Source organism: Tessaracoccus bendigoensis DSM 12906, from assembly GCF_900141915.1.
Lineage (GTDB): Bacteria > Actinomycetota > Actinomycetes > Propionibacteriales > Propionibacteriaceae > Arachnia > Arachnia bendigoensis.
The window spans coordinates 1-25237 of the sequence record NZ_FQZG01000067.1; the positions used below are offsets into that span (position 1 = coordinate 1).

A 25237-nucleotide genomic window follows, 5' to 3' on the forward strand; every position below is an offset into this window, starting at 1 on the left:
ATTCGGGGTTCATTGGCGGGGTTTGGACGTTGTCAGCAGACGATGCGGGCGACGTCGGTTTGAGTGGTGGATCCTGCTCAAATCCTGGTGCCGGGCCGGGCGAGCCGCGCCAGGGGAGCGATGCCGACGCCGCGTCGTCCGCAGGGGTCCGAGGCGGGGCGATGGGGCGACGCCGTCGCCGTCGCCGTCGCCGTCGCCGTCGCCGTCGCCGTCGTATCCTCGTCGTCGCCTCGTCGCCTCGTCGCCTCGTCGTCGCCGCGCGCCTGTCCGGGTGGGCTTCAGGCGTCCGCCAGCCGGTCCCGTTCAGCCTCCAAGTTCGCCCGCGCCGCGTCACCCCAGAAGGCCCGCCCCTTGACGGTGTGGAACAGCGGCTCGACGGCCAGCAGCGAGCTGACGACCTGCAGCCGCCCACGCCGCCAGGTTTCGTCGTCCAGGTGCTCGAAGTCGAGCCGGACGTCGCGCAGGTAGACGTGGTAACGGCCGGGGACCTGCCCGAGGACGGAAAGGTCGGCGTCGGAGAGCAGCCCGGCCTGCGGGTCGGCCGGATTGTGTTCGGCGGTCATCCGCACCAGCCGGGCGACCTCGTCGACCTCGGTGCCCGACACCAGACGTCCGAGGCTCCGCTCCGCGAGGTTCGCCGAGGCCTCCTCGTCGTCTGGACGACCCTCGTAGACGGCGTCGTGGAACCAGGCGGCAAGCGTGGTCGCGCGCGTCGCGCCGCCGAGCCGCGTCAGGGCGTCGAGGCACTGCGCCAGGTGACGGATGTCGTGGTAATGGCGGTGCGGCTCGACCCATCGTCGGATCAGGTCGTCGCGAAGGTCGTCGGGAAGGCCGAGGCCGCGCCAGGACGACGTCGCCAGCGAGAGCGCCGTCGACCGCGTCGGGGCCTTCTGAGGCGCGTGGACCCGCAGGCCGGAGGCGATGAGTCGACGGACGAGGTCGCGCTCGCGCACCAAGGTCGCCCCGGCTTGGAGCAGCGCCGGGTAGCGGGATTCGGGCACGTCGTAGTGGTCGTGGTCGAAGGCACGCGTCGGCAGGCCGGCGCGTGACGCGAAGTCGTGCAACTCGTCCAGCGACGCGTCGGAGACCAGGTGCCCGAACACGGTGCCGTGGGCCGGCCAGCGCGGCGGGTCGATCAGGATCGCCATCGTCGTCCTCCCTCGTTTTGCCTGTGGTGTGGAGCGGCCCTAAGTTGGCGGTGCACCGACCGATCAGAGGAGCCCCGTGCGCAATTCCATGCTCGCCGCCGGGGCGCTCGTGCTGGTGACCGCGATCTGGGGCTCAACGTTCTTTGTGATCAAGGATGCAGTATCGGCGGTCGATCCGATCGACTTTCTCGCCGTCCGCTTCGCCATCGGCGCGACGGTGCCGGCGATCGTCTTCCTGCCGAGGCTGCGTCGGCTGACGGCGAAGCAGTGGTTGGTCGGTCTGGGGATCGGAGTACTGTTCGGCGCCGGGCAGATCGTCCAGACCATCGGCCTGCAGACCACTGCCGCGTCGATCTCCGGGTTCATCACGAGCGTCTACGTGGTGCTCACGCCGTTCGTCGTGTGGCTGTTCTTCCGGGCAAGGCCGAGCGGGCAGATCTGGGTCGCGGTGGCGCTGGCGATGCTTGGCCTTGCGGTGCTTGGGCTGACTGGGACGGCGAGTTTCGGGCTGGGTGAGACCCTCACTTTGATCGGCGCCGCCGTCTATGCGGTACACATCGTGGTGCTCGGGAGTTGGGCGGAGCGGATGGACGCGATGGCGCTGGCGATCGTGCAGCTGATCAGCGTCGCGATCATCTGCCTGGTGATGGGCGCGCCCGGTGGGTACAGGATTCCGGCCGACCCGACGGTGTGGGCCGCGATCGGCTACACGGCGATCGCGGCTGGGATCGTCACGATGGCGTTGCAGACGTGGTCGCAGAGGTGCCTGTCGCCGACGCGGACGGCCTTGTTGATGACGCTTGAGCCGGTGTTTGCCGCGCTGTTCGCCGTCGCATTCGGGGGTGAGGAGTTCACCGTCCGGCTGCTGGTGGGTGGCGGGCTGGTCGTGGCGGCGAGCGTGGTCGGGGTGCGCGGGGTTGAGGCGTCGTCGAGGGAGTTGTCGGTCGCAGGGTGAGGGAACGGGCGGGGCTCGGGGCTCGGCAGGCCGTGAGCGCTAACCGGAAGTGACTTGGGGGTGGGCGGGGTCTTGGTGGCTGGGGCTCGGTGGGCAGGCTTGGTGGCTGGGGCTCGGTGGGCCATGAGCACTAATCCGGGTTCGATTTGTGAAATGAGAGGTTGGAACGTTCAAACAACCAACGAACCCGCGATAGTGCTCAAACCAACACCCAATGAGCGCTCAGGTCCCCACCTGGCCCCGTGGTCCGGTCCTCCAGCCCAGGGTGAGGACGGGGTGGTGAGGTTTGAGCACTATCCGGGAGTCGATCGGCGACTCGCCGTGGTTGGGCGTCGATTTGGGAATCGAACCCTGGATAGTGCTCAAGGCCAGACGTGACCCTAGCGTCTGCGATGAGCAGGATCCGGGGGGGCATCGACCCCGTAGGGGTGTTGTCAGCAGACAATGCGGATCGCGCCGCATTGAGTGTCAAATCCTGCTCAAACCCGGGTCCCGACCTGACGTCGCCCTCGCTCAAACCCGGGGTTGAGGCGCCGTCGAGGGAGTTGTCGGTCGCCGGGTGAGGGACGGGCGGGACTGGGGACTGAGGGCTGGGGGTGGTGAGGTTTGAGCACTATCCGGGAGTCGATGGGCGACACGCCGTAGTTGGGCGTCGATTTGGGAAACGAACCCGGGATAGTGCTCAAGGCCAGACGTGACCCGAGCGTCTGCGATGAGCAGGATCCGGGGGTCATCGACGCCGTCGGGGTGTTGTCAGTAGACAATGCGGATCGCGTCGCATTGAGTGTCAAATCCTGCTCAAACCCGGGTCCCGACCTGACGTCAGCCTGCTCAAACCCGGGTCCCGACCTGACGTCAGCCTGCTCGACCCCGGTCCCGACCTGACGTCAGCCTGCTCGACCCCGGTCCCGACCCGACGTCAAACCACGCTCGACCCCGGTTCCGACCCGACGTCAAACCCTGCTCGACCCCGGTTCCGACCCGACGTCGGCCCGCTCGACTCCGGTCCCGATCCGACGTCGCCACGCTCGACCCCGGTCCCGACCCGACGTCAGCCCTGCGGCCTCAGCAGCGGGTAGAGGATCGTCTCTCGGATCCCGACACCCGTCAGCAGCATGATCAACCGGTCGATCCCGAGCCCCAACCCACCCATCGGCGGCACCCCGTACTCCAACGCCTCAATGAAGTCCGAGTCGAACTGCATCGCGTCCGGGTCGCCTGCCGCAGCCTTCAGCGACTGCGCCAACAGCACCTCGCGCTGCACCACCGGGTCGACCAACTCCGTGAACCCCGTGCCCCGCTCCATGCCCCCGATGATCAGGTCCCACGCCTCGACCTTCCCCGGTTCGGAGCGGTGCGGGCGTGCCAGCGGCTGCGCGATCGACGGGTAGTCGTAGACGAACGTGGGCTGCAGCAACCCGGGCTCGACCAACTCCTCGAACAGCTTCATCGCCAACTTGTCCGCCCCGACCGCCGGGTCGAACTCGATCTCGTGGGCGTCGGCGACCTCGTGTAGCCGCTCAAGCGGGGTCTCGACGGTGATCTCTTCGCCGACCTTCGCCGAAAGTGCCGGATACACCGGCAGCCACTGCCATTCGCCGTCCAGGTCGATGACACCCTGCGGCGTCTCGATCTGGCGCGACCCGACGGCGTCCGCCGCCGCGACGATGATGTCCTGGATCAGCCGGGCGATCGTGCGCTGGTCGCCCCACGCCTGATACGCCTCGAGCATCGTGAACTCGGCCGAGTGGCTCGAATCGATGCCCTCGTTGCGGAACACGCGGCCGAGCTCGAAGACGCGGTCCGCGCCGCCGACCATCGTGCGCTTCAGGTGCAGTTCCAACGCGATCCGCAGCGTCATGTCGATGTCGAAGGCGTTGATGTGCGTCTCGAACGGCCGTGCCGCGGCCCCGCCGTGTACCAACTGCAGGATCGGCGTCTCGACCTCCAGATAGTCCTGCGCGTACAGCGTCTCGCGGACGGCGCGCGTGATGGCCGACCGCTTCCGCAGCAGGTCGCGCGCCTCGTCACGCACGATCAGGTCGACGTAGCGTCGACGCACGCGCGCCTCTTCCGAGAGTTCCTTGTGGAGCACGGGCAGGGGCCGCAGCGACTTGGCCGCCAGCCGCCACTCGCTGGCCATGATCGACAACTCGCCCCTCTTGGAGGCGATGACGCGGCCCTTGACCCAGACGAAGTCACCGAGGTCGACGTCGGACTTCCATCTGGCGAGGGCGTCCTCGCCGACCTCGGCGAGCGACAGCATCACCTGGAGCCGCTCACCGTTGTCCTCCGGGGTGAAGCCGTCCTGCAGCGTCGCGAAGGCCAGCTTGCCGGTGTTGCGGATGAACACGACACGCCCGCCAGCGGTGACGACGTTGTCGGTCTCCTGCCCGGCCTCGAGATGTCCCCAGCCGGCGCGGATCTCGCGCAGGGTGTGGGTGCGACTCAAGTCGGCCGGGTAGGCCTGACGACCCTCGTCGAGGAGCCGCTGACGCTTCTCCTTACGGATCGCTGTCTGCTCGGAGTCGCTGGGCATCTGGTCGGGCGCTTGAGTCACGCGCGACATCCTACCTTCGCCGCTAGGCTGACGCGCATGACGCTCCAGCCACCAGGGCCCGGCAACGGCCCCAGGCCCGCCCCGCCGAGACCTACTCCGCCGAAGCCCGCCCCGCCGCGTCAACCCAACCCCCGACCCCAGGCGCCCCCGACTCCTCCCCAGCAGCAGTCGGCCGCGAAACCCCCGATCTCGCCTCAACCCCAGCGCGACAGCGATCCGCGCCGCCCGGTCAACGTCGTCTACCGGATCCCCGTGGCGACCACCGAGTTCCTCCCGGGCCGGGAGATCGTCGACGTTATCGGGCTTGTCATCGGGGTCTCGACGCGGCCGCGAGACATGGCGCACAACCCGGAGATGAGCTTCATCAACACCGCGGCAAGGCAGGAAGCCGTCGCCGCGATGGTTCAACTGGCGCTCGAGTCGGGCGCTGACGCCGTCGTCGGGGTCCGCTTCAATAGCGGCAAGATCAGCGAGACGGTGAGCGAACTCACCGCATACGGCACAGCGGTCAGGCTCCGTCGCTGACCGGTGGCCAGGTGGTCGCCAGGCTCAGCCGCCGACCCGGAACACGCTGACGCCGTCGTCGGCGACGTCGAAGCGCAGGTCGGCGAGCGTTTCGACGTGCCAGTCGGCGCCCAGTTCCTCGGCGGTGTGTCCCGTCAGGACCCCGCCGACGGCGCAACCTGCGGCCCGCGCTCCGGCCACCCCGGCGGGGGCGTCCTCGAGGACCAGGCACCTGGACGGTTCGAACCCCAGCAGTTTCGCGGCCAGCAGGAACGAATCCGGGGCCGGTTTGCCGTTGGCGACCGAGTCGCAGGGCACCAGGACCGACGGCGTCGGCAGCCCCGCGGCCCGCAGCCGGGCCGTGATCAGGCGGTGGGTGCAGGAGGTGGCGATCGCCCAGCGGGTCGCGGGGATCGCCTCAAGGGCGGCGAGCGCGCCGGGGAGCGCGACCACGCCGTCGGTGTTTGAGGATTCGAGTTCGTCGATGCGCTCCCCGCCCGCCACGGCCTGCTCCGCCGGCAACAGGGCGCGCGCCAGGGACTCGGACGGCATGCCGGTGAAACTGCGCACCTTGTCCAGGCCGACACCGTACTCCTCGGCGAAGATCCGATACGCGGTCATCATCGACTCGTACGAATTGGCGAGGGTGCCGTCGAAATCGAAGAGGACGGCGTCGAAGACACCCAGCGGCTCGGACCCGGCCGGAGTCACTTCCACAGGGTCATGCCCGCAAAGCAGGCGACGATCAGCCCGAGGCCGATCCCGATGTTCCAGTCGCCGAGGATCTGCATGAAGCCGATCGACTGGCCGGCGAGGCTGTTGACGACCATCCAGACGACGCCGAGCAGGCCGACGGGGAGGAAGACGGCTGGGACCCAGTTGCGGCTGGCGGGAGCGAGGCGCGTGCGTTCCTGGCGCTTCTCTTTCAACTCTGCCTGGTCCTTGGCGTTCTTCCTGACTGCGGCCTTGTTGCGGACCTTGGATTCGGGCACTTGCTGCCTCCTCGACGTGAGCTTTTCAGACCAAGACTAATTGAGCGCGCACCGAATGCCCACTTTGGGCCGCCACTCGCGCACCGCGCCGCGTTACGCTGGTGCGCATGAACTTGTGGGAGCGGCTCCGTGCACGCATCCCACGCGTGCGCGCGAACATGGGCCGGAACCAGGAGCGGCACCGCTCCCCGAAGGGCCGGATCGCGACGGTGCTGGTGTGCGTTCTCGCCGGTCTGATGATCACCGTGTCGGCCATCGCCGCCCGAGGGACCGATCTGCGCAGTGACAGGAGCGCGAACCTGCGCGACGTGATCGTGACCCAAGGCGAGCGCAACGCCGAGCTCCGTAGCCAGGCACAGGAACTGGGTGAGGAAGTCGCCAGCCTCACGACCGCGCAGCCCGGCGGCGAGGACCTGACCGATGCGGTCAACAGCGCCGAGTTTGACGCTGGCCTGGTGGCGGTCACCGGCCCCGGGCTGAGGGTCACCCTCACGGACGCACCGCCGGATTTCCGCCCAGCGGGCGTTGATGACGATGCGCTGGTTGTCCATCAGCAGGATATCCAGGCCGTAGCCAACGCGCTTTGGGCCGGTGGTGCGGAAGCCATGACGATCCAGGGGCAGCGCGTGATCTCCACCACGGGTATCAAGTGCGTCGGCAACTCCGTCGTGTTGCACGGCATCCCGTACGCCCCGCCGTACGTGATTGAGGCGATCGGCGACGTCGATGAACTACAGCGCGGACTGGATGAGTCGCCGGCGATCGAGATCTACCGCCAGTACGTCGAGGCATATGGGCTCGGCTACACGGTCGAAACCAGCGACACGCTCGACCTGGCAGCGTTCGGCGGTGCGGTAGGTCTGCGGTACGCGACCAAGGGCTGACCCGTCAGGTCAGCGTCGTCGACACCAGCGGCGACATGCCCACCGCACGACGCGGGGCCTCGGCGTCGCCGCACACAGCCAGCCAGTTGGCGAGCATCTGATACCCGCCCTCGGTGAGCACCGACTCGGGATGGAACTGGACGGCCTCAATCGGCAACTGGCGGTGTCGCACGGCCATGATGACGCCGGTTTCGGTGCGGGCCGTGACCTCCAGCACGTCAGGGACGGTGTCCTCGACGATGGCCAGCGAGTGGTAGCGGGTGGTGGTCACCGGCGACGGCAGACCATGGAACACGCCGACGCCGTCATGGAAGACCGGCGAGGTCTTGCCGTGTACCAGTTCGGGGGCGCGCCCGACGACGCCGCCGTAGGCGACCGCCATCGCCTGGAGGCCCAGGCAGACCCCGAACAGGGGAACCAGCCCGCCGAGGCTGCGCACGACGTCGACGCAGACGCCTGCCTCCTCCGGGGTGCCGGGGCCGGGGGAGAGGAGCACACCGTCGAAACCCGTGTGCCAACTGGGATCGGCGAACCGGTGGTCGTCGTTGCGCCACACGTCGACCTCGGCGCCGAGTTGCGCAAGGTAGGAGACGATGTTGTAGACGAACGAGTCGTAGTTGTCGATGACGAGGATGCGGGTCACGACGCAATTGTGCCACCGCGGTGGTCGAGTCGCCCGGCGAGTTCTGCGAGCTGGCGTGACGAACCGTCCATCGTTACCTTGACAACTGGGGACCTACGCTCGGGGTAATGGCCTTAACATCGTGATGTTTGTTCGTCTGTGAACCAACATCGCGATGTTAAGCGAAGGTGGGTGTTGTCTGGCGACTTGTCCGACTCACGGCGTCGGCGAGACGCTCGGCGGCGCGCTCGCCGGAGCCTCCGCAATCGTCACCTCAATGACGGTGCCCCTGTCGGCGACCTCGCCCGGATCGATCGACTGCTCGAAGACCTGCCCAGCCGGCTGATCCGCAGTGGCCACCGTCGTGACGGAGATCGTGAAGCCACGCTCCCCCGCCAACTGACCAGCGGCCTGCTCGTTCATACCAGTCAGCGACGGGATCACCGACTTGCCGGTAGCCACGGTCAAGGTGATCGGCGTGTCGAAGTTCACCGCCGAGCCTTCACCCGGGCTGACCGACACGACCCTCCCCGCCTCAGCCCCGATCGGCTCGGTGGCCGGGTCGGCCTCCTTCGCGGGCTGGACGTTGGTGAAGCCGAGCCCCACAAGGATCTGCTTCGCCGCGTCGTAGGACACGTCGAGGACTGTGGCCGGAATCGTCGCCCCGGTCGCGCCTGTCGAGACGTAGTAAACCACCCTCGAACGCGGCTCGACGCGTTCGCCGCCGCTTGGCTCCTGGCGAAGCACCTGGCCCACGTTGTCAGCGGTGCCGGCCTCCTCACGTGGGTCGCCGACCAGACCTGCCTCGCTTAGCAGCTGCTCGGCCTCGCTGACGCTCCGGCCCTCCAGGTTGGGCACCGCCACCAGCGACGGTGACGGGCTGGGGGTCGGTGTGGGCGACGGCGTCGGCGTTGCGGAGATGGTGGGAGTCGGGCTCGGCACGGCGGTATTGCCACCGTTGAACACCATGAAGACGCCCACGATGATCGCCACCAGCACCAGCCCCGCGATGATCAGGAGCGCGATGAGACCCTTGCGGCTCTTCGGCTCATCCTCGACCTCCTCCAGATCCTCGGACGACTCCTCGGTAGGCTTGTTCGGTGAGTTCGGGCTCGGAAGGACGGCGGTCGGGATCACCCCGCGCCGCGCCGTGGTCGTCATCGAGTCGCTCGCAATGATCCGGGTCGGCTGGTCGCCCTGGTTCAGCGCCAACACCGGCTCCCCCGCGATGCAACGCAGGATGTCATCGCGCATCTCCCCGGCATCGGAGTAGCGGTCGCGCGGGTCCTTCTCCAGCGACTTGAGCACGATCGCATCCATCGACGGCGTGATCTCAGGATCGAGCTGCGACGGCGGCACCGGGATCTCGCGGACGTGCTGGTATGCCACCGACACCGGCGAATCGCCCTTGAACAGCGGCTGCGACGTGAGCAGTTCGTACAGCAGGCAGCCGACCGAGTAGATGTCCGAGCGGTTGTCGACCTTTTCCCCGCGTGCCTGTTCCGGGGAGAGGTACTGCGCCGTACCGATCACCGCCGCGGTCTGCGTCATGGTCGCCGACGTGTCCGCCACCGCCCGCGCGATGCCGAAATCCATCACCTTGACGGTGCCGTTTGGCGTCAACATCACGTTGGCGGGTTTGATGTCGCGGTGGACGATGCCCGCCCGGTGGGAGTACGCCAGCGCGTCGAGCACCCCTGCGGTGAACTCGAGGGCCCGCTCAGGGAGAATCCGACGACCGTCGCGCAGCACCTCGCGCAGAGTCACGCCCTCGACGAGTTCCATCACGATGTAGGGAACCGAGATGCTTGTGCCCGTGTCGGGTTCCTCACCGGTGTCGTAGACCGCGACGATGTTCGGATGGTTCAAACCGGCCGCAGACTGCGCCTCGCGGCGGAACCTGGCCTGGAACGTCGGATCGCTGGCCAGGTCGACGCGCAGCCGCTTGACGGCGACGTCGCGCTCAAGCCGGATGTCACGGGCCCGCCAAACCTCGGCCATGCCACCGCGCCCGATGATCGTGTCGAGCTTGTAACGGCCCCCGAGAAGGGCTCCTCGCTCTGTCATCGCTGCAGTTCCTTTCGGTTGGTCGGCCCCCATTTTGCAGAATGGTTCTGAGGAGATCCTGAGAAGTTCATCGCAGCGCCTCCAGTACGGCCTTGAAGATCGGGGCGGCGAGCCTGCCGCCTGAGATGTCGTCGCGCGCCACGTCCGCGTCCTCCACGAACGCCACGATCGCGACGGAGGGGTCCTCCGCGTAGCCCACGAACCAGGCGTAAGGGGGACGGTCGGGGGCGGTTTGTGCCGTGCCGGTCTTGCCGCCGATGGTCACGCCGTCGATCTGGGCCGGGCTGCCCGTGCCGTCCTCGACGACCGCCACCATCATCTGCTGCATCAGCTTCGCGGTCGACTCCGAGATAGGTCGGCTCTGCTCCTCGGGGCTGGTCGCCGAGAGCACGGACAGGTCCCTGTTGGTGACATTGCTTACCAGATGCGGTTTCATCATCACTCCGTCGTTGGCGATCGCGGCCGCGACCTGGACGATCTGGAGGGGGGAGGCGGCCACGTCGAACTGGCCGATGGCCGAAAGGGCGGTCTGGGCCTCGTCCAGTTCCGTCGGGAACCGGGAGACGGCCGCGGCGATGTCGATCGTCGGGTCCTGGTTGAAACCGAACGCCTCGGCCTGGGCCCGCAGCTTGTCGGCGCCGAGTTCGAGGCCGAGGTTGCCGAACGCCGTGTTGCAGGACACCTGAAGCGCCTGCTCGATCGTCACCCGGTCGCCGCCGCAGTTGGTCGAGTTGCCCATCGTTCGGCTCGAGTTGGGCAGCGGGAGCGAGGCGGGCGCGTCGACCATGGTGTCTGGCACCATGCCGTCCTCCAGCGCCGCCGCGGCGGTGACCAGCTTGAAGGTCGACCCCGGCGGGTAGACCTCCCGGGTCGCACGGCCCTTGAGGGGCTCGTCGTCGGCGTTGAGTAGCTCGCTCCACGCCGTCTGCGCCTCGCCGAGGTCGACGGTGGCGAGCCGGTTCGGGTCGTAGGTGGGGGTCGAGACGAGGGCTAGGATTTCGCCGGTGGTGTAGTCGACGGCGACGACGGCGCCACGTTGGTCCCCGAGAGCGTTCACCGCGGCGGCCTGCGCCCGAGAGTTGAGGGTCGTCTGGATGTTTGCCCCCGTGGTCTGCTGGCTCGTCAGCAGGTCGAGGATCCGGTCGAACGACTGCTCAGACGAGGTGCCCGCCATCTCCTGGTTGTAAGACTCTTCAAGGCCGGAACGGGCGAAATCGTAGGAGAACCAGCCGGTCACCGAACTCCAGAGCTCGGCGTCGGGATAGGTGCGCACGAATGGGAAACGGCCACTGCCCGGAACGGACTCGGCGATCGGATCGTTGCCGACGAGGATCGCGCCCCGGTCGCGCGAGAACTCGGCGTCGCGGACCCGACGATTCCTGCTATCCGCATTCAGCGCGTCTGTGCGCACGAGCGAGATCCAGGTCACGTTGACCAGTAGCGCGGCGAGCAGGACCGACACGAAGATCGTCACCGTACGGATCGGGCCGTTCATCGCGGGATCACCATCGTGGTGGCGCTGAGGTCTTCAGCTTCCTGAGGCGCGGCCGTCGCCGCCTGCGGCATGCGTGCCCGGTGCGAGATCACCATCAGGATACCGATGATGATCCAGTTGGCGATCAGGCTGGAGCCGCCCTGCGACATGAACGGGGTAGTCAGGCCGGTCAGGGGCAACAGCCGGGTGACGCCACCGATGATCGCGAACACCTGGAGCGCGAACGTGAAGCTGAGGCCTGCCGCGAGGAGCTTCCCGAAACCGTCCGGCGTGGTCAGCGCGGTCTTGAAGCCGCGTGCGATGAGTAGACCGTAGACCATGATCACGGCCATCAACCCGAGGATGCCGAGCTCCTCGCCGATCGCCGCGGCGATCATGTCGCTCTTGGCCAGGGGCGTCAGACCCGGTCGGCCGAGCCCCCAGCCGCGCCCGAACAACCCGCCCCACGCAAACCCGAACTGCGCGCTGATGATCTGCAGGTTCGCGTCGTAGTCGCTGAACGGGTTGAGCCAGGCGTTGACGCGGCGCGGCACGTGATTGGTGAACTTGAAGGCGGCGATGGCGGCCCCGACGAACAGCACCCCGGCAAGGATCGGCCACGCTGGGCGCTGCGTCGCGATGTAGATCATCACGGTGAACAGCCCGAAGAACAGCAGGGAGGTGCCGAGGTCGTTCTGGAACACCATCACGGCCAGACAGGCGAGCCACATCACCATGATCGGCCCGAGGTCGCGGGCCCGGGGCAGCTCGACGCCCAGCACCCGGTGCCCGGCCAGCGCCAGCACGTCACGCTTCTCGTAGAAATACGCCGAGAAGGCGATCGCCAACGCGATCTTGGCGACCTCCGCAGGCTGGAACGACATCCCGAAGACGCGGATCCAGATCTGCGCGCCGCCCGAGCGCCAACCGATGCCGGGCACCAGCGGAAGCAGCAGCAGGATGAGCCCGGTGATGAACATCAGGTACGGGTAGCGCTGGAGCCGACGGTGGTCGCGCAGCAGGATGACGACCAGCGAGAACAGAAGTAACCCGAGCCCCGTCCAGATCAGCTGCGTGGTCGAATCGGCCTTGACAGGCTCGGGGATCTGATCGATCCGGTAGATCATCGCGAGGCCCAGACCGTTGAGGAGGAACACACACGGCAGGATCAGGGGGTCCGCATATGGGAGCAGGAACCGGACGACAAGGTGGGTCGCGATCCCCATGCCGTACCAGATACCTGCGACGGCCAGCACGCCGTCGGGCAGTTCGGCGTACAGGTTCAGGTGGCTGAGCACCCATCCGGTGAAGCCGAACGTCTGCGCCAGCAGGAGCAGCGCCAACTCAACCCAGCGCCGTTTCCGGTAGACGATCACTTCATCGGCGAGCGCCGGTTGCACCTGATCGGACATCAGCACGCCTCCGGGTCGGCTTCTGCGGACGTCGAGGGTGTGGCGGTGATGCCGCTCGGGAGGGGATCGGGGCTGGCGGTCATGCTCGTTGAGGCGCCGGGAAGCCCTGGCGCGGTCGGAAGGCCTGGGACGGTGGGTGCGCCAGGTGAGGGCGACGGCGACACGGTCGGGTTCGGGCGGTTGCGCTCCTCCCGCACCTCGACGCACCGTCGGGCCAACTCCCGGAATGCCTCCGTCGTACCCTTCGCGGATTCGGGGTTCCGTACGGGGATGGTCGCCTCGACCTGACGCTGGAAGAACTTGGGAAGGTCACGCACCTGGATGTCGGTGCGTTCGACGACGTGGTTCAGCTCGATCCCCAATGCACCGCCCGGCAGCCCGTTGAACACGGCCACCTGGCCCTCATCTGCTCCGACGAAGTAGCGGGTCCGCCCGTAGGCGTAGAGGCCCCAGGTGCCGCCGCCAAGCACCAACGCGACGGCCATGATCGCGGCGATCACCCCCGGCCAGCGGCGTCGTGGCTCTCCGGGGGCGTAGCGGGCAACCTCCTCCGCGTCCACGTCGGGCTCCGGCGGGGGGCCGTCCGGTTCGGGAGCGCGCGGGGGCGCCTGATCGTCATCGACGTCGGCCGCGGCGGGCTGCCCGACGGCTGGGATCCGAACCTCGTTGGCCGAGCCGACCAGCAGGCCCGGAACTGCGTCCAGGGAGTCGTCCTGCTCGACCACGTCGCCCAGCACGATGGTGATGTTGTCGTGCCCGCCGCCGTCGTTGGCTGCGGCAGCCAGTTTCGAGATGGCCTCCGACGCGTCCTCGATGCTCAGCAGCAGGGCCATCAGGTCGTCGTCGACAAGGCCGCTCAACCCGTCCGAGCAGAACATCAACCGGTCGCCCAGGTGGGCGTCGAACACCTCGAAGTCTGGTTCGAAACCGGGCTGCCCGTTGAGCACCCGTAGGATCAGCGACCGGTGCGGATGTACGGCTGCCTGGGCCGGCGTCAGCCTGCCTTCATCGATCAGGGACTGCACCCAGGAGTGGTCGTGCGTGATCTGCGTCAGTACACCGTCGCGCAGAAGGTAACCGCGGGAATCTCCGATGTGGGCCAGCCCGAAGCGCTGCCCGTCGAACATCGCCCCGCAGAAGGTCGTGCCCATGCCGTCGAGCTGCAGATCGTCGTCGATCAGGTCGCGGAGCTTGGCATTGGCCCGTTCCAGGATGCCGCCGATGCGCTCCAGCATCTCCCCGCCGTCGGCGGCGCGATGATCGGACCTCGCGGCCTCCGTCGAAGCCACCGCGGAGGCCAGGTCGCCCGCGGCGGCCCCGCCCATGCCGTCCGTTACGAGCAGCATGTTCGGGGAGGCGTAGCCCGCGTCCTGATTGTTCTTGCGGACCCGGCCCACCTCCGAGTGGGCGGCGAAACGGAGGCTGAACATCAGATCTCCAGTCGCATCAACGTCTTACCGATGCGCACGACGTCGCCGACCGTGACCTGGAGGGGTTCGGTGGCCCGCTTGCCGTTCACATAGGTGCCGTTGGTCGAGCCAAGGTCGCTCAGCAGCCACGTGGTCGGGTCCTGCTGCACCAGTCGGGCATGCCGGGCGGAGGCATAGTCGTCGTCCAGGAGGAGGGTCGAATCGGCCGCTCGACCCAGGTTGATCACGGGTTCTACCGGAACCGAGGTGCCTTGCTGAGGGCCGGACGTGATCGCGAACCTCGTCGGTAGGCGGCTGCGACCCTGTCCGCGGCCCCGGTCGGCCGGGATCGCGGAAAGCGACGAGGCCGGGACGCGGCGTCCGAAGAGGTCGGTGCGCACGACGTTGGCCACGAACAGGATGAACAGCCACAACAGGGCGAGGAAGACGATCTTGATCGCCGTGACGATGAGGTCTGACAAGGCTCAGGACTCCGAGGGCGTGTGTACCAGCATGCGGGTGTTGCCGACCTCGATCCGTGAGCCTTCCCCGATGCGGGTCTTGGTGATCCGGGTGCCGTTGACGTGTATCCCGTTGGTCGAACCGAGGTCCTCGATGGTGATCACGGGATGCTCCTGGTCGCCCGAGACCGTGATCAGCGCATGCCGTCGGGAGATGCCCGGGTCGTTGATCCGCAGGTCGGCCTCCGTCCCGCGGCCGATGAGCAGGCCCGGCGCCACGAGCGGGTGGCGCACGCCGTTGACCTCCAGGACCAACTGACCGGTGCGCTTCTGACGGCCGTTGGTGTCGCCGGAGCCGGCCCGGCTCGCGACGGTGAACTGCCCCGTCGGAAGCGAGGTGTCGAGGGTGTAGCCGATCGAGATGGGGCCGTTGAACACGTAACTGCGCTCGGCGGCATGCTCCCGGATGCCTGGCAGGATCTCGGTGTTGAGGGTCTTGGAATACGGCGACAGCCGGTCGTAGTCGGCCTGCGAGAGCCCGATCTGGAAGAGATTGGGGACCAGCCGCTTGTCGCGGCTCAGCAGCTTGGCCTCGGCGTCGAGCTCGCGTTGGATCCCGGCAACGATCTCCACCGGATGCACATAACCTTTGAAGGCACGCGCGAAGACCTTCCCGACTGCGGATTCGATCCGCTTTTCAGCCTTGTCAAAGACGCCCATGTGCCTCCTCTCCTGAAGTGTCCCTTGGGATGTTCCGGCCATAGCTTACCTGTCGGGGCTGTTTGTCAGGCCCCGCGGCCCGGGGCAGGAGCCTACCTGCCCTCAGCGGCGTTGGGGTGCGGCCCACGGGAATGTGTCGATTGCGCCCGCGAAGGTCGCCAGGATCTCCTGGGCGCCCTCCAACGCGGACAGCGACTCGTCGGCCAGCCTGGCCTCCACCCAGGCGGCGGTGTCGCGGACCTCGGGCGAGGTGCGCAGCGCCTCCATCAACTCGTCGCGCACCATGTTCCACAGCCAATCCTCCTGCTGCGCGAGCCGGCGCGTCCGCAACGTGCCGGCCTCCTCCAACTCGGTGCGGTGCTTGGTGACGGCGTCCCACAGTTCGTCGAGACCGGCGCCGGTGTACGACGAGCACGTGAGCACCGGTGCGCGGCGCTTCTCGTTCTCGCTGGTGATCAGCTTCATGGCGATGCTGAGCTCGCGGGCCGCGACCCGTGCGGCCTGCTCGGTGTCGCCGTCGGCCTTTGTGATCGCGATGACGTCGGCGAGTTCGAGGATGCCGCGCTTGATGCCCTGGAGTTGGTCGCCGGTGCGGGCGACCTGGAGCATCAGGAACGTGTCGACCATCCCCGCAACGGCCACCTCTGACTGCCCGACACCCACCGTCTCGACGAGGATGACGTCGTAGCCGGAGGCCTCCAGCACGAGCATCGATTCGCGGGTGGCGCGGGCGACGCCGCCCAGGTGGCCGCCGGAGGGGGAGGGGCGGATGAACGCCTCATCCTTGGCCGCAAGATCGGCCATTCGGGTGCGGTCGCCGAGGATCGAGCCGCCGGTGCGCGATGAGGACGGGTCGACGGCGAGGACGGCGACGCGGTGGTGTCGCTCGTCGATCAGCTTGACGCCCATTGCGTTGATGAAGGTCGACTTGCCCGCCCCCGGTACCCCGGAGATGCCCACCCGGAAGGCGGCGCCGGTGCGTGGCGCGATCAGTTGAAGCAGTTCGTGCGCCTGCTCACGGTGAGACGGCTTGGTCGACTCGACGAGGGTGATCGCCCTTGCGATCGCCGCCCTCGAACCGTTCGCGATGCCTTCTGAGAGTTCCGAAACATTGACCCGACGCATGGCATCGACCTTACCGTCCACCCCCTGGCTGGTGGCGGTCGACTTGCCGTAGGCCCACCCGGGACGGCGAAGCCCCGGGGCGTTGATAGCCTCGAGGTGGGTCTGGGGCGGCCAGCACCTCAAGAACTCAGAAGGATGAGGATGTCAGAGAAACTGCTCGCGGAGACCATTTCCACCATCGGGGCCGTGTCGTCGGAGGCCCTTTCCGAGGCGACTCACCGCCAGGCAAACCTGACCAAGCCTGCCGGCAGCCTCGGGCTGCTGGAGAAGGTCGGCATCCGGCTGGCCGGGATCGCAGGCCAGTGCCCACCGCCGGTGCCCGAAGGCGCCGTCGTCGGGGTGTTCGCCGGTGACCACGGCGTCTGCGCGCAGGGAGTCACCCCGTGGCCGCAGGAGGTCACCGTGTCGATGCTGCTGAACATGGTCGCAGGAGGGGCCGCCGTCAACGTGCTGTCGCGGCAGGCGGGCGCCAAGGTCATGCTGACCGACGTCGGCGTCCTGGGGGACTACCCGGCCAGCGACGGCGTCCGGGACAGGAAGGTCGCCCGGGGTACCCGGGACCTCTCGGTCGAGCCGGCGATGACCCGGGACGAGGCACTGCGGGCGATCGCCGTCGGGATCGAAGCGGCCGACGAAGCCGTCGCGGGTGGCGCGCGGGTGCTGCTGACCGGCGAGATGGGCATCGGCAACACCACCGCCTCGAGCGCGCTGATCTCGGTGTTCACCGGAGCCGACGTGTCGTCGGTGACCGGCAGGGGCGCCGGTGTCGACAGCGAGGCCCTCGCCCGCAAGGTCGCCGTCATCGAGCGCGCCCTCGCGTTGCACGCGCCGGACGCGGCAGACCCCGTCGGGGTGCTGGCGAGCGTCGGAGGGCTGGAGCAGGGCGCGATCGCCGGGTTCATCCTCGGCGGCGCCGCCCATAAGGTGCCGGTGATCCTCGACGGGGTGATCGCCTGCGCCTCGGCCTGCGTCGCGGTTGCGCTGGCGCCCGAGGTGCGGGGCTACCTGATCGCCGGGCACGCGGGGACCGAGCCGGGCATCACCGAGGCGTTGCGTCACCTGGAACTCGACGCGCTCGTCGACCTGGGGTTGCGCCTCGGGGAGGGGACGGGTGCGGTGTTGGCGTTGCCGATGGTGCAGGCGTCGGCCCGGATCCTCGGCGAGATGGCGACGTTCGAGGACGCGGGGATCGCCGCAGGATAGCGGGGGTCGTCGGGGTTCGTTCGGTGCGGAGGGGCTCGGCGCGCGTGTCGCGTGCACAGTTCTCTGTATGCGTCGAGGCAACCCCAGATACGCCCGGCCTCCATGTATAGAGAGATTTATGCACGCCATGCCCGGGCGGCTGCCCTTCCGAATAAGACTCGGGGCGACTAGCGTTGACCCATGTCTGAATCCGATGAGCCGCAGGTTGAACAGGTCGATCCCAAGGAGGCCATGCGGCAGGCCTTGGATCGCAAGAAGCAGAAGGAGCACTTCTCCGCGTCGCACGGCGTCGACGCCGAACGGGGCGAGGGGCACGCCCACGGCAAGGTGGGCGGCAAGCGGGAGTTCCGGCGCAAGTCGGGCTAACCGATCCGTCATGTCCAAGCCGAGTACCGCATCGATCGGCACTTCCTAGCCCATCCGGTCTGCTCTCCGAGAACGGCCATCTGGTTCCAGCCCTGCGCTGCGCGGGGATGAACCGGATGGCCGTTGCCCTTTAGGCGCTCTCCCGCCAGAGTGGCCGGGGAGTGACCGTGACCTTCTCAGATGGCTCGGCCGACCCGTCCAAGATCTTCTCGATGAGATCGGTGATCGCCTCGGCGAGCCCGCTTCCGATCACGTTCAGCGTGGTCAGCGGCGGAACGGTCAGGCCGCCGAGGGTCAAACCGTCATTGCCGACGATCCTGACGTCGCCAGGCACCGCATAGCCGTCCCGGTGCGCCGCGTTGAGCGCACCCATCGCCATCAGGTCGCTGAACGCGATGACGGTGTCGGTCTCGGGAAACTGGGCCATGAGGCGACGGAAGCCGTCCACCCCGGTGTCGAGCGAGAGGAGGTCGACCTCGCACACCACGATCGCCTCGCGTGAAGCCGCGTCGACATGGCGCTCATACGACCTGCGTCGGTCGGACTTGAAGTAGTCGATGCCGCCCACCTTGGGCTCCAGAAGCCCGAACCGGCGGGCGCCGCGCTCCCGCAACCCGGAAAGAAGCTCGGAGATGCCCGCGTCGAAGTCGATCGAGACCGAATGCAGCCCTGGGCGGGAGGACCGAATGCAGCCCTGGGCGGGAGGCGGTCTCGCCGATGAGGATCGTCGGGACGCCGTGCGTGGCGGCGACGAGGTCGTCGGCCTCGCCTTGCAGGTACCCGACGAGGAGGTCGACCTCGTCGGCCAGGAGCAGCGGCGTCTCGACGGGTGCGACCTCCTGCGATGTGACGCTCATCTGCCAGCCGCGGGCCGCGAGCAGGCGCTGCAGTTCGGCGGTGAACTCGCCGTAGAACGGGTTGCGGAACGTCTCGACCACGAGCCCGATCGCCGTCGTGCGCTTGTTGCTGGCCAGGTTCTTCGCGAAGCGGCTGGGCTGGTAGCCCATGCGGCGGGCCGCCTCAAGCACACGTTCGCGAGTCTGGGGGCTGATGCGCGGCATGCCGTTCATCGCCCGCGTCACGGTTTGGCGCGACACGCCGACCTCCGCCGCGATGTCTTCAATGGTTACTCGCTGCTTCACGCCGTCACCTTCCCCCTGTGAGGCCATCCTAGGTGGAGTGGAACGTGTCCCGGAACCTTGTCTGGCGACTTGTGGTCGGGTCTTTTGGCCTTAACATCGTGATGTTTGTTCATCTGTGAACCAACATCACGATGTTAAGCGAAGGTGGGTGTTGTCTGGCGACTGTGGTCGGGTCTCTGCACCGTGCGCGAGGCGGCTCGACCGTCGCGCGAGGCCTGGCTCGACCGTCGCGTAGACGTGAAAGTGGGGCCGACACCTAAGTGTCGACCCCACCTTCCAGATCAGATGATCAGTCTTCGAGCTGAGCCAGCAGCTTCGTCAGCAGCTCAACCGCAGACTCCGGGATGATCGTGCCGGGCGGGTAAATCGCGTCAGCGCCGTTCTCGCGGAGCTCCTCGAAGTCCTGGCTCGGGATCACGCCACCGACCACGATCATCAGGTCTTCGCGACCCAGCTTGTCCAACTCCTCACGCAACGCGGGCACCAACGTCAGGTGACCGGCCGCGAGCGAGGAGACCCCGACGACGTGCACGTCGGATTCGACGGCCTGCCGGGCGACCTCCTCCGGGGTCTGGAACAGCGGGCCGACGTCGACGTCCATGCCGAGATCCGCGTAGGCAGTCGAGATGACCTTCTGGCCACGGTCGTGACCGTCCTGGCCCATCTTGGCCACGAGAATGCGGGGGCGACGGCCCTCCTTCTTCTCGAACTCCTCGACCAGCTTGCGGGCCTTGTTGATCGTCTCGGACGAACCGGACTCCTTGTTGTACACACCAGAGATCGTACGGATGTTGGCCGTGTAGCGGCCGTAAACCTTCTCAAGTGCGTCGGAGATCTCACCGATCGAGGCCTTCGCCCGTGCGGCCTTGATGGCCATCGCGAGGAGGTTGCGGTCAGGATCCGTCGGATCCGGGTTCGCGGCAGCCCAGGTGATGTGCTCGAGGGCGGTCTGGGTGGCCTGCTCGTCACGCTCGGCGCGAAGCCTCTCCAGCTTCGCGATCTGCTGTGCACGCACCGACTTGTTGTCGACCTTCAGGACCTCGAGGGCATCCTCGTTGTCGAGCTGGTACTTGTTGACGCCGATCACCGGCTGACGACCGGAGTCGATGCGGGCCTGAGTACGGGCCGCGGCCTCTTCAATGCGCATCTTGGGGATGCCAGCCTCGATGGCCTTTGCCATGCCACCGGCCTGCTCGACCTCCTGGATCCGCTCCCACGCCTTCCTAGCGAGCTGTTCGGTCAGCTTCTCCACGTACGCGGACCCGGCCCACGGGTCGACCGTGCGGGTGGTGCCCGACTCCTGCTGCAGGAACAACTGGGTGTTGCGCGCGATGCGGGCAGAGAAATCCGTCGGCAGCGCGATCGCCTCGTCGAGGGCGTTGGTGTGCAGCGACTGGGTGTGCCCCTGCGTCGCCCCCATCGCCTCGACGGCGGTGCGGATCACGTTGTTGTAGACGTCCTGCGCGGTCAGCGACCAGCCGGAGGTCTGCGAGTGGGTACGCAGCGACATCGACTTCGGGTTCTTCGGCCCGAACTCACGCACCAGACGCGCCCAGAGCAGACGCGCGGCGCGCATCTTGGCGACCTCCATGTAGAAGTTCATGCCGATCGCCCAGAAGAACGACAGCCGCGGCGCGAACTGATCGACGTTGAGGCCGACCGACTCGCCTGCGCGGATGTACTCGACACCGTCGGCCAGCGTGTAGGCCATCTCGATATCGGCCGTCGCGCCCGCCTCCTGCATGTGGTAGCCGGAGATGGAGATCGAGTTGAACCGGGGCATGTTCGCCGAGGTGTAGGCGAAGATGTCGGCGATGATCTTCATCGACGGCTGCGGCGGGTAGATGTAGGTGTTGCGGACCATGAACTCCTTCAGAATGTCATTCTGAATCGTTCCGGCGAGCTGCGCAGGCTTGACGCCCTGCTCCTCGGCCGCGACCACGTAGAAGGCGAGGACCGGCAGCACTGCGCCGTTCATCGTCATCGACACCGACATCTGGTCGAGCGGGATGCCCTCGAACAGTTGACGCATGTCGAGGATCGAGTCGACGGCCACACCGGCCATGCCGACGTCACCGGCCACGCGTGGGTGGTCGGAGTCGTAGCCGCGGTGCGTGGCAAGGTCGAATGCGATCGACAGGCCCTTCTGGCCGGCCGCGAGGTTGCGGCGGTAGAAGGCGTTGGACTCCTCGGCGGTGGAGAAGCCGGCGTACTGACGGATCGTCCACGGCTGGTTGACGTACATGGTGGCGTACGGGCCACGCAGGAACGGCGGGATGCCGGGGCGGGTGTTCAGGAAGTCGAGACCCTTGAGGTCGGCGTCGCCGAACAGCGGCGGCACCAGGATGTGCTCGGGGGTCTGCCAGCCGGCGGTGTGGCCGAGGCTCTCGTTGATCGCCTCAAACTGGGCGGCGGCGTCGGCGGGTTCCGACGCGGCGCCCAGATCGATGTCTGTGAAACGGGGGATTGTCATATCAGGCTCCCAACTTGTTCAGGGTGTTGGTCAGCAGCTCGACGACGTTCATGCCGTCGAAAACGTTGCCGTCGACGACTTCCGCGCCGCCCTCGCCCAGTTCCTTGACCTGGCCGGCGACCAGCACCTCTTCGGCACCGGCCTCCCGCAGCGCCTTGGCGACGGCGATGCCCTGCGCGGCGTAGACCTTCGCGCTGGAGACGAGCACGACGATCTTCGCGTCGTTCTCCTTGAGCTGGCGGACGAAGTCCTCGGGGGTCGAACCCTCGGCCAGGACGGTGGCGATGCCGCCGACGTGGTACAGGTTCGACGTGAAGCCCTCGCGGCCACCGAAGTCGCGGCGGGCCCCGAGCGCTGCGAGCAGCACCTTGGGCTCGTTACCCGCGGCGCGGGCAGCATCTGAGCGGTCCCGCAGGTCCTCGAAGACCTGAGAGTCGCGCACGACCTGCAGCCCGGCAAGGGCCGGGGCCGCGGGACGAGCGGTCCGCTCGACGGGTGCCTCGGTGTAGTTCGGGAACATCGACACGCCGGTGATCGGCGTCTTGCGGGTGGCGAGCCGCGCGGCGCGGGCCTCGTTCACCTCGTCGAGCTGTGCCTTCACGGTGCCGTCGGCCAGAGCCGCGGCGAAACCGTCGGCGTCGAGCTGCTGGAAGAGGGCCCAAGCCTTCTCCGACAGCTGGCGGGTGAGGGATTCGACGAACCAGGAGCCGCCTGCCGGGTCGTTGACGCGGCCGATGTTCGACTCCTCGGCAAGCACGATCTGCGTGTTGCGCGCGACCCGTCGCGACATGTCGGTCGGCAGACCGGCGATCGTGTCGAACGGCAGCACCGTCTGGATCTCAGCGCCGCCTGCGGCGGCCGCGAACGTGGCGATCGTGCCGCGCAGGATGTTGACGTAGGAGTCGTCGCGGGTGATCTCGCGCAGCGAGGTGACGGCGTGCTGGATGGCGCCACGCTTGGCCTCGGTGACCCCGAGCACCTCGCCGACCCGCGACCACAACCCGCGCAGCGCGCGCAGCCGGGCGATGGTGGCGAACTGGTCGGTGGTGGCGGAGACTCGGAAGATCAGCGCACCGAAGGCGTCGTCGACGCTGACACCGGCGTCGACCAGCGCGCGGACGTACTCGACGCCGGTGGCGATGGCGTAGGCCAGTTCGTGCACGTCGCCTGCGCCGGCGCTGTTGTAGATGGTCGAGTCGACGACGAGGGGCCGCACGTTCGGGAACGCGCAGGCAAGGTCGAATGCCTTGGGGACGACCGTCAGGTCGGGCTTCGTGCCAGCCAGGGCGGCGGCGGCGATCGGGTCGACACCGAGGTTGCCGCTGACCGAGGCATTGTCGGCCTCCGAATCGCGGAGGTACTCGGACAGCTTGGCCGCGGCGGCCAACTGCTGCGTGCGGCTCGTCAGGTACACCGGCGCCAGGTTGAGCAGGACTCCCTGCAGCACCTTGTCGAGGTCGTCGATGCGGACTGCATCGGGGTCGACCCGCAGGTACACGGCGGTGTCGCCGCGCTCAAGGTCGGTCAGGATCTCCCGGTGGGCATCCGCCACGTCGGGATTCTCCTGCAGCTGGGCAATCTCCCAGGCATCCATGTCGCCGTTGCGGACCGTGGTGCCTCGGACGAACGGGGCGACGCCGGGGTAGCCCAGCTCGTCGACACCGTCCTCGATCGTGTACAGCGGCTTGATGGTGAGGCCGTCGACAGTGGTGCTGGTCAGGCGCTTGTACGCCTGGTTGATGTCCAGTTCCTTGCCTTCTGGTCGCTTCCGGTTGAGGACCTTCAGAACCTCCTTCTCCCAATCCTGCTGGGAGGGGGTGTTGAAGTCCGCGGCCAGGCTGATGTCGGCCGCACTAGTGGCTTGATCGCTCATCGCTCTCCGTCTTTCTAAGGGGCTTGAACCCAGAAACAACCCTAACCCAGACGATTGGGGAAGGGGCGGGCGGGGCTCGATAGGTCGGACCAGGTTTGCGTGGGGAGGGGTTGTGGGCTGGGTTGGGGTGTGGGCTGGGTTGGGGTGTGGGCTTGAGCACTATCCCGGGTTCGTTGAGAGTTTGAACGTGCAAACAGGTGTCTTTGATGATCGAGTCCGGGATAGTGCTCAGCGGACCGGCAGTCGCGCGGGCCGGGTCTGGCCTTGAGCACTATTCGGGGTTCGTTTGCCGAAATGACGCCCGATTACGGCGTGTCGCCCATCGAGCCCGGGATAGTGCTCAAAGGTCGGGTCGCGCTGGGCGGTGCGGGTCGACGGGTGGTGCGTACGGCGCCGTCGAGGAGGTGCTGCTTGCGGGGGTGGACGTCGTCGCCAGCGTTGTGGCGTGGTTGCCAGCGGTATGTCTGGATACCTGCTGTATACCGCTGGTGGCGAGGCTTGTCGCTGGTGTCGCGCGCATGGGGCTGGTGTCGGGGCCGTTTCGCTGGTGTCAAAGGGGTCTGGCGCTGTTTGGAGTGTGGGCTGGGTCGAGTTGGCGGCTTGAGCACTATCCCGGGTTCGTTGAGAGTTTGAACGTGCAAGCGGGCGTCTTGGACGATCGAGTCCGGGATAGTGCTCAACGGGACACCGAGCCCCGGCTCAGCGACCTCGGTCGGTGCGGGACGGCGGGCGGTCGCCGCGGATCGAGGCGACCATGTCGAGCACGCGCCGGGTAGCCCGGACGTCGTGGGCGCGGAAGACCGTAGCGCCCTCCCAGGCCGAGACCGCCGTCGCAGCCAGGCTCCCTTCGAGTCGCTCGTCGACGGGTAGGTCGAGGGTTTCCCCGACGAAGTCCTTCCGGCTGATCGCCTGCAACACCGGGTGCCCGAGCCCGACGATCCGCCCCGTGTGCGCGACGAGGGCAAGCGAGTTGAGCGTCGTCTTGCCGAAGTCCAGAGTCGGGTCGAGCAGGATCTGCTCGGGGGCCAGCCCCGCGGCGAGGGCGCGGGTGGCCCCGTCGCTGAGGACGCGAACCACGTCGTCGACGACGGCATCGCCGGGCCCGTAGTCGATCCCGACGGGGTCCGTCCGGGGCGCGAGCCCACCGGTATGCGAGACGACGTAGCCGACCCCGTCGCGGGCAGCGATCCCGAGCAGTTCGGGATCGGCACCCTGCCACGTGTCGTTGACGAGGTCCACCAGGCCCCGGCAGGCGTCGGCGACCTCGGCGCGCCAGGTGTCCAGCGAAGTGAGCAGCCCGGGCATGGCGTCGCGCAGCGCGGTAAGAACGGGACGGACCCGGTCGATCTCGGTCGCCTCGTCGACCCAGTCGCCTTGCTGCCCGGCGCGGACGCCGCCGACGTCGACGATGCTCACCCCCTCGTCGACCATGGCCGCGGCGCGCGTGATGACGCTGCCGACGTCGGTGTGGCGGGCTGGGGCGTAGAACGAGTCGGGCGTCCGGTTGACGATGCCCATCACCGCGGGTCGGCCGGCGTCGAAGCGTTGGCCTCGCAGGATCAGGGGAACGGGGGTCGGCTGGGTCACGCGGTCGAGTCTGCCAGCAGGGGAAAGAGTCGCTCGGTGACGTCCTTGCCGTGGACGCTGCGCCTGGACGACGGCCGTACGGTCGTCGCGTGTGGTTCCGTCGTCGTCGCGGGTGGTTCTGACGTCGTCGCGGGTGGTTCTGACGTGTCACTCGGACGCGGCGGTTTCGGCGGGGTCTTGGGTTCGGGTCCTGTCCCGCGAAAATCGGCCAGTGGTCGGTTCTGGGGTGTCTGGTGTCGGGGATTGGCCACTGCTTGTCC

At 67.7% G+C, this 25237-nt stretch carries 22 protein-coding genes; 5 read left to right on the forward strand and 17 right to left on the reverse strand.

Annotated elements, in window-relative coordinates:
* Positions 1-278: 278 nt before the first annotated feature.
* Entirely contained in the window at positions 279-1148 is an 870-nt protein-coding gene (locus BUC15_RS14915) for a DUF4031 domain-containing protein (RefSeq protein WP_073189730.1), read from the reverse strand.
* 76 nt (positions 1149-1224) lie between these two features.
* Here BUC15_RS14915 and BUC15_RS14920 point away from each other — a divergent pair, with 76 nt between their 5' ends.
* Entirely contained in the window at positions 1225-2103 is an 879-nt protein-coding gene (locus BUC15_RS14920; RefSeq protein WP_139280296.1) for a DMT family transporter, read from the forward strand.
* 1051 nt (positions 2104-3154) lie between these two features.
* Here the strand turns inward: BUC15_RS14920 and lysS are convergent.
* On the reverse strand, positions 3155-4642 hold the full coding sequence (gene lysS / locus BUC15_RS14925; protein ID WP_425443369.1) for a lysine--tRNA ligase: 1488 nt from the start codon (positions 4640-4642) through the stop codon (positions 3155-3157).
* 57 nt (positions 4643-4699) lie between these two features.
* On the opposite strand from lysS, the gene BUC15_RS19170 reads away from it, so the two are divergent.
* Positions 4700-5188 (forward strand): heavy metal-binding domain-containing protein, encoded by a 489-nt coding sequence (locus BUC15_RS19170; protein ID WP_084189638.1) that lies wholly within the window; start codon positions 4700-4702, stop codon positions 5186-5188.
* Between the two features lie 24 nt (positions 5189-5212).
* Here the strand turns inward: BUC15_RS19170 and BUC15_RS14935 are convergent, their stop codons facing one another.
* Positions 5213-5878 carry an HAD-IA family hydrolase gene (locus BUC15_RS14935; protein WP_073189736.1) on the reverse strand — a complete coding sequence of 222 codons (666 nt, stop codon included), beginning with the start codon at positions 5876-5878 and terminating at the stop codon, positions 5213-5215.
* Complete coding sequence (locus tag BUC15_RS14940) at positions 5875-6159, reverse strand: cell division protein CrgA (RefSeq protein ID WP_073189738.1); 285 nt, start codon at positions 6157-6159, stop codon at positions 5875-5877. Before BUC15_RS14940 ends, BUC15_RS14935 begins: the two co-directional genes overlap by 4 nt.
* Positions 6160-6266: 107 nt before the next feature.
* Between BUC15_RS14940 and BUC15_RS14945 the strand changes: the two genes are divergently transcribed.
* Entirely contained in the window at positions 6267-7043 is a 777-nt protein-coding gene (locus BUC15_RS14945) for a DUF881 domain-containing protein (RefSeq protein ID WP_245788005.1), read from the forward strand.
* A gap of 4 nt (positions 7044-7047) precedes the next feature.
* Here the strand turns inward: BUC15_RS14945 and BUC15_RS14950 are convergent, their stop codons facing one another.
* From BUC15_RS14950 to meaB, 8 genes are all read right to left on the reverse strand, one after another.
* Positions 7048-7686: an aminodeoxychorismate/anthranilate synthase component II gene (locus tag BUC15_RS14950; protein ID WP_073189740.1), complete on the reverse strand. Its 639-nt coding sequence runs from the start codon at positions 7684-7686 to the stop codon at positions 7048-7050.
* 195 nt (positions 7687-7881) lie between these two features.
* On the reverse strand, positions 7882-9732 hold the full coding sequence (pknB, locus tag BUC15_RS14955) for a Stk1 family PASTA domain-containing Ser/Thr kinase (RefSeq protein WP_139280297.1): 1851 nt from the start codon (positions 9730-9732) through the stop codon (positions 7882-7884).
* A gap of 67 nt (positions 9733-9799) precedes the next feature.
* The gene (locus BUC15_RS14960) at positions 9800-11227 is read right to left on the reverse strand and encodes a peptidoglycan D,D-transpeptidase FtsI family protein (RefSeq protein WP_073189742.1); all 1428 of its coding nucleotides are present in this window, start codon (positions 11225-11227) and stop codon (positions 9800-9802) included.
* Positions 11224-12618, reverse strand: coding sequence for an FtsW/RodA/SpoVE family cell cycle protein (locus BUC15_RS14965; RefSeq protein ID WP_073189744.1), 1395 nt, complete (start codon positions 12616-12618; stop codon positions 11224-11226). Before BUC15_RS14965 ends, BUC15_RS14960 begins: the two co-directional genes overlap by 4 nt.
* On the reverse strand, positions 12618-14048 hold the full coding sequence (locus BUC15_RS14970) for a PP2C family protein-serine/threonine phosphatase (RefSeq protein ID WP_073189746.1): 1431 nt from the start codon (positions 14046-14048) through the stop codon (positions 12618-12620). The genes BUC15_RS14965 and BUC15_RS14970 overlap by 1 nt, the downstream gene beginning before the upstream one ends.
* A complete protein-coding gene (locus BUC15_RS14975) occupies positions 14048-14509 on the reverse strand; it encodes an FHA domain-containing protein FhaB/FipA (protein ID WP_073189748.1) in 462 nt (153 codons plus the stop codon). Before BUC15_RS14975 ends, BUC15_RS14970 begins: the two co-directional genes overlap by 1 nt.
* A 3-nt stretch (positions 14510-14512) precedes the next feature.
* Complete coding sequence (locus tag BUC15_RS14980) at positions 14513-15208, reverse strand: FHA domain-containing protein (protein ID WP_073189750.1); 696 nt, start codon at positions 15206-15208, stop codon at positions 14513-14515.
* A 102-nt stretch (positions 15209-15310) separates the two neighbouring features.
* Positions 15311-16333 carry a methylmalonyl Co-A mutase-associated GTPase MeaB gene (gene meaB / locus BUC15_RS14985; RefSeq protein ID WP_073189771.1) on the reverse strand — a complete coding sequence of 341 codons (1023 nt, stop codon included), beginning with the start codon at positions 16331-16333 and terminating at the stop codon, positions 15311-15313.
* 141 nt (positions 16334-16474) lie between these two features.
* On the opposite strand from meaB, the gene cobT reads away from it, so the two are divergent.
* Both cobT and BUC15_RS14995 read left to right on the forward strand, forming a co-directional pair.
* Entirely contained in the window at positions 16475-17536 is a 1062-nt protein-coding gene (cobT, locus tag BUC15_RS14990; protein WP_073189752.1) for a nicotinate-nucleotide--dimethylbenzimidazole phosphoribosyltransferase, read from the forward strand.
* 180 nt (positions 17537-17716) lie between these two features.
* Entirely contained in the window at positions 17717-17902 is a 186-nt protein-coding gene (locus BUC15_RS14995) for a DUF5302 domain-containing protein (RefSeq protein WP_073189754.1), read from the forward strand.
* A gap of 130 nt (positions 17903-18032) precedes the next feature.
* Here the strand turns inward: BUC15_RS14995 and BUC15_RS15000 are convergent, their stop codons facing one another.
* The 5 genes from BUC15_RS15000 to folP form a co-directional block, all read right to left on the reverse strand.
* On the reverse strand, positions 18033-18470 hold the full coding sequence (locus tag BUC15_RS15000) for a substrate-binding domain-containing protein (RefSeq protein WP_245788006.1): 438 nt from the start codon (positions 18468-18470) through the stop codon (positions 18033-18035).
* Positions 18424-19044 (reverse strand): LacI family DNA-binding transcriptional regulator, encoded by a 621-nt coding sequence (locus BUC15_RS15005; RefSeq protein WP_175558361.1) that lies wholly within the window; start codon positions 19042-19044, stop codon positions 18424-18426. The genes BUC15_RS15000 and BUC15_RS15005 overlap by 47 nt, the downstream gene beginning before the upstream one ends.
* A 289-nt stretch (positions 19045-19333) precedes the next feature.
* Positions 19334-21517: a methylmalonyl-CoA mutase gene (gene scpA / locus BUC15_RS15010; protein WP_073189761.1), complete on the reverse strand. Its 2184-nt coding sequence runs from the start codon at positions 21515-21517 to the stop codon at positions 19334-19336.
* Between the two features lies 1 nt (position 21518).
* The gene (gene mutA, locus BUC15_RS15015; RefSeq protein WP_073189762.1) at positions 21519-23390 is read right to left on the reverse strand and encodes a methylmalonyl-CoA mutase small subunit; all 1872 of its coding nucleotides are present in this window, start codon (positions 23388-23390) and stop codon (positions 21519-21521) included.
* Between the two features lie 699 nt (positions 23391-24089).
* Positions 24090-24977, reverse strand: coding sequence for a dihydropteroate synthase (folP, locus tag BUC15_RS15020; RefSeq protein ID WP_073189764.1), 888 nt, complete (start codon positions 24975-24977; stop codon positions 24090-24092).
* Positions 24978-25237: the final 260 nt, after the last annotated feature.

Excerpts from the sequence above, each read along its gene's own strand:
- BUC15_RS14915 (WP_073189730.1), bottom strand. The coding sequence starts at position 1,148 with ATGGCGATCCTGATCGACCCGCCGCGCTGGCCGGCCCACGGCACCGTG.
- lysS (WP_425443369.1), bottom strand. The coding sequence starts at position 4,642 with ATGCCCAGCGACTCCGAGCAGACAGCGATCCGTAAGGAGAAGCGTCAG.
- BUC15_RS19170 (WP_084189638.1), top strand. The coding sequence starts at position 4,700 with ATGACGCTCCAGCCACCAGGGCCCGGCAACGGCCCCAGGCCCGCCCCG.
- BUC15_RS14945 (WP_245788005.1), top strand. The coding sequence starts at position 6,267 with ATGAACTTGTGGGAGCGGCTCCGTGCACGCATCCCACGCGTGCGCGCG.
- pknB (WP_139280297.1), bottom strand. The coding sequence starts at position 9,732 with ATGACAGAGCGAGGAGCCCTTCTCGGGGGCCGTTACAAGCTCGACACG.
- BUC15_RS14960 (WP_073189742.1), bottom strand. The coding sequence starts at position 11,227 with ATGAACGGCCCGATCCGTACGGTGACGATCTTCGTGTCGGTCCTGCTC.
- BUC15_RS14965 (WP_073189744.1), bottom strand. The coding sequence starts at position 12,618 with ATGTCCGATCAGGTGCAACCGGCGCTCGCCGATGAAGTGATCGTCTAC.
- BUC15_RS14970 (WP_073189746.1), bottom strand. The coding sequence starts at position 14,048 with ATGTTCAGCCTCCGTTTCGCCGCCCACTCGGAGGTGGGCCGGGTCCGC.
- BUC15_RS14980 (WP_073189750.1), bottom strand. The coding sequence starts at position 15,208 with ATGGGCGTCTTTGACAAGGCTGAAAAGCGGATCGAATCCGCAGTCGGG.
- meaB (WP_073189771.1), bottom strand. The coding sequence starts at position 16,333 with ATGCGTCGGGTCAATGTTTCGGAACTCTCAGAAGGCATCGCGAACGGT.
- cobT (WP_073189752.1), top strand. The coding sequence starts at position 16,475 with ATGTCAGAGAAACTGCTCGCGGAGACCATTTCCACCATCGGGGCCGTG.
- BUC15_RS14995 (WP_073189754.1), top strand. The coding sequence starts at position 17,717 with ATGTCTGAATCCGATGAGCCGCAGGTTGAACAGGTCGATCCCAAGGAG.
- scpA (WP_073189761.1), bottom strand. The coding sequence starts at position 21,517 with ATGACAATCCCCCGTTTCACAGACATCGATCTGGGCGCCGCGTCGGAA.
- mutA (WP_073189762.1), bottom strand. The coding sequence starts at position 23,390 with ATGAGCGATCAAGCCACTAGTGCGGCCGACATCAGCCTGGCCGCGGAC.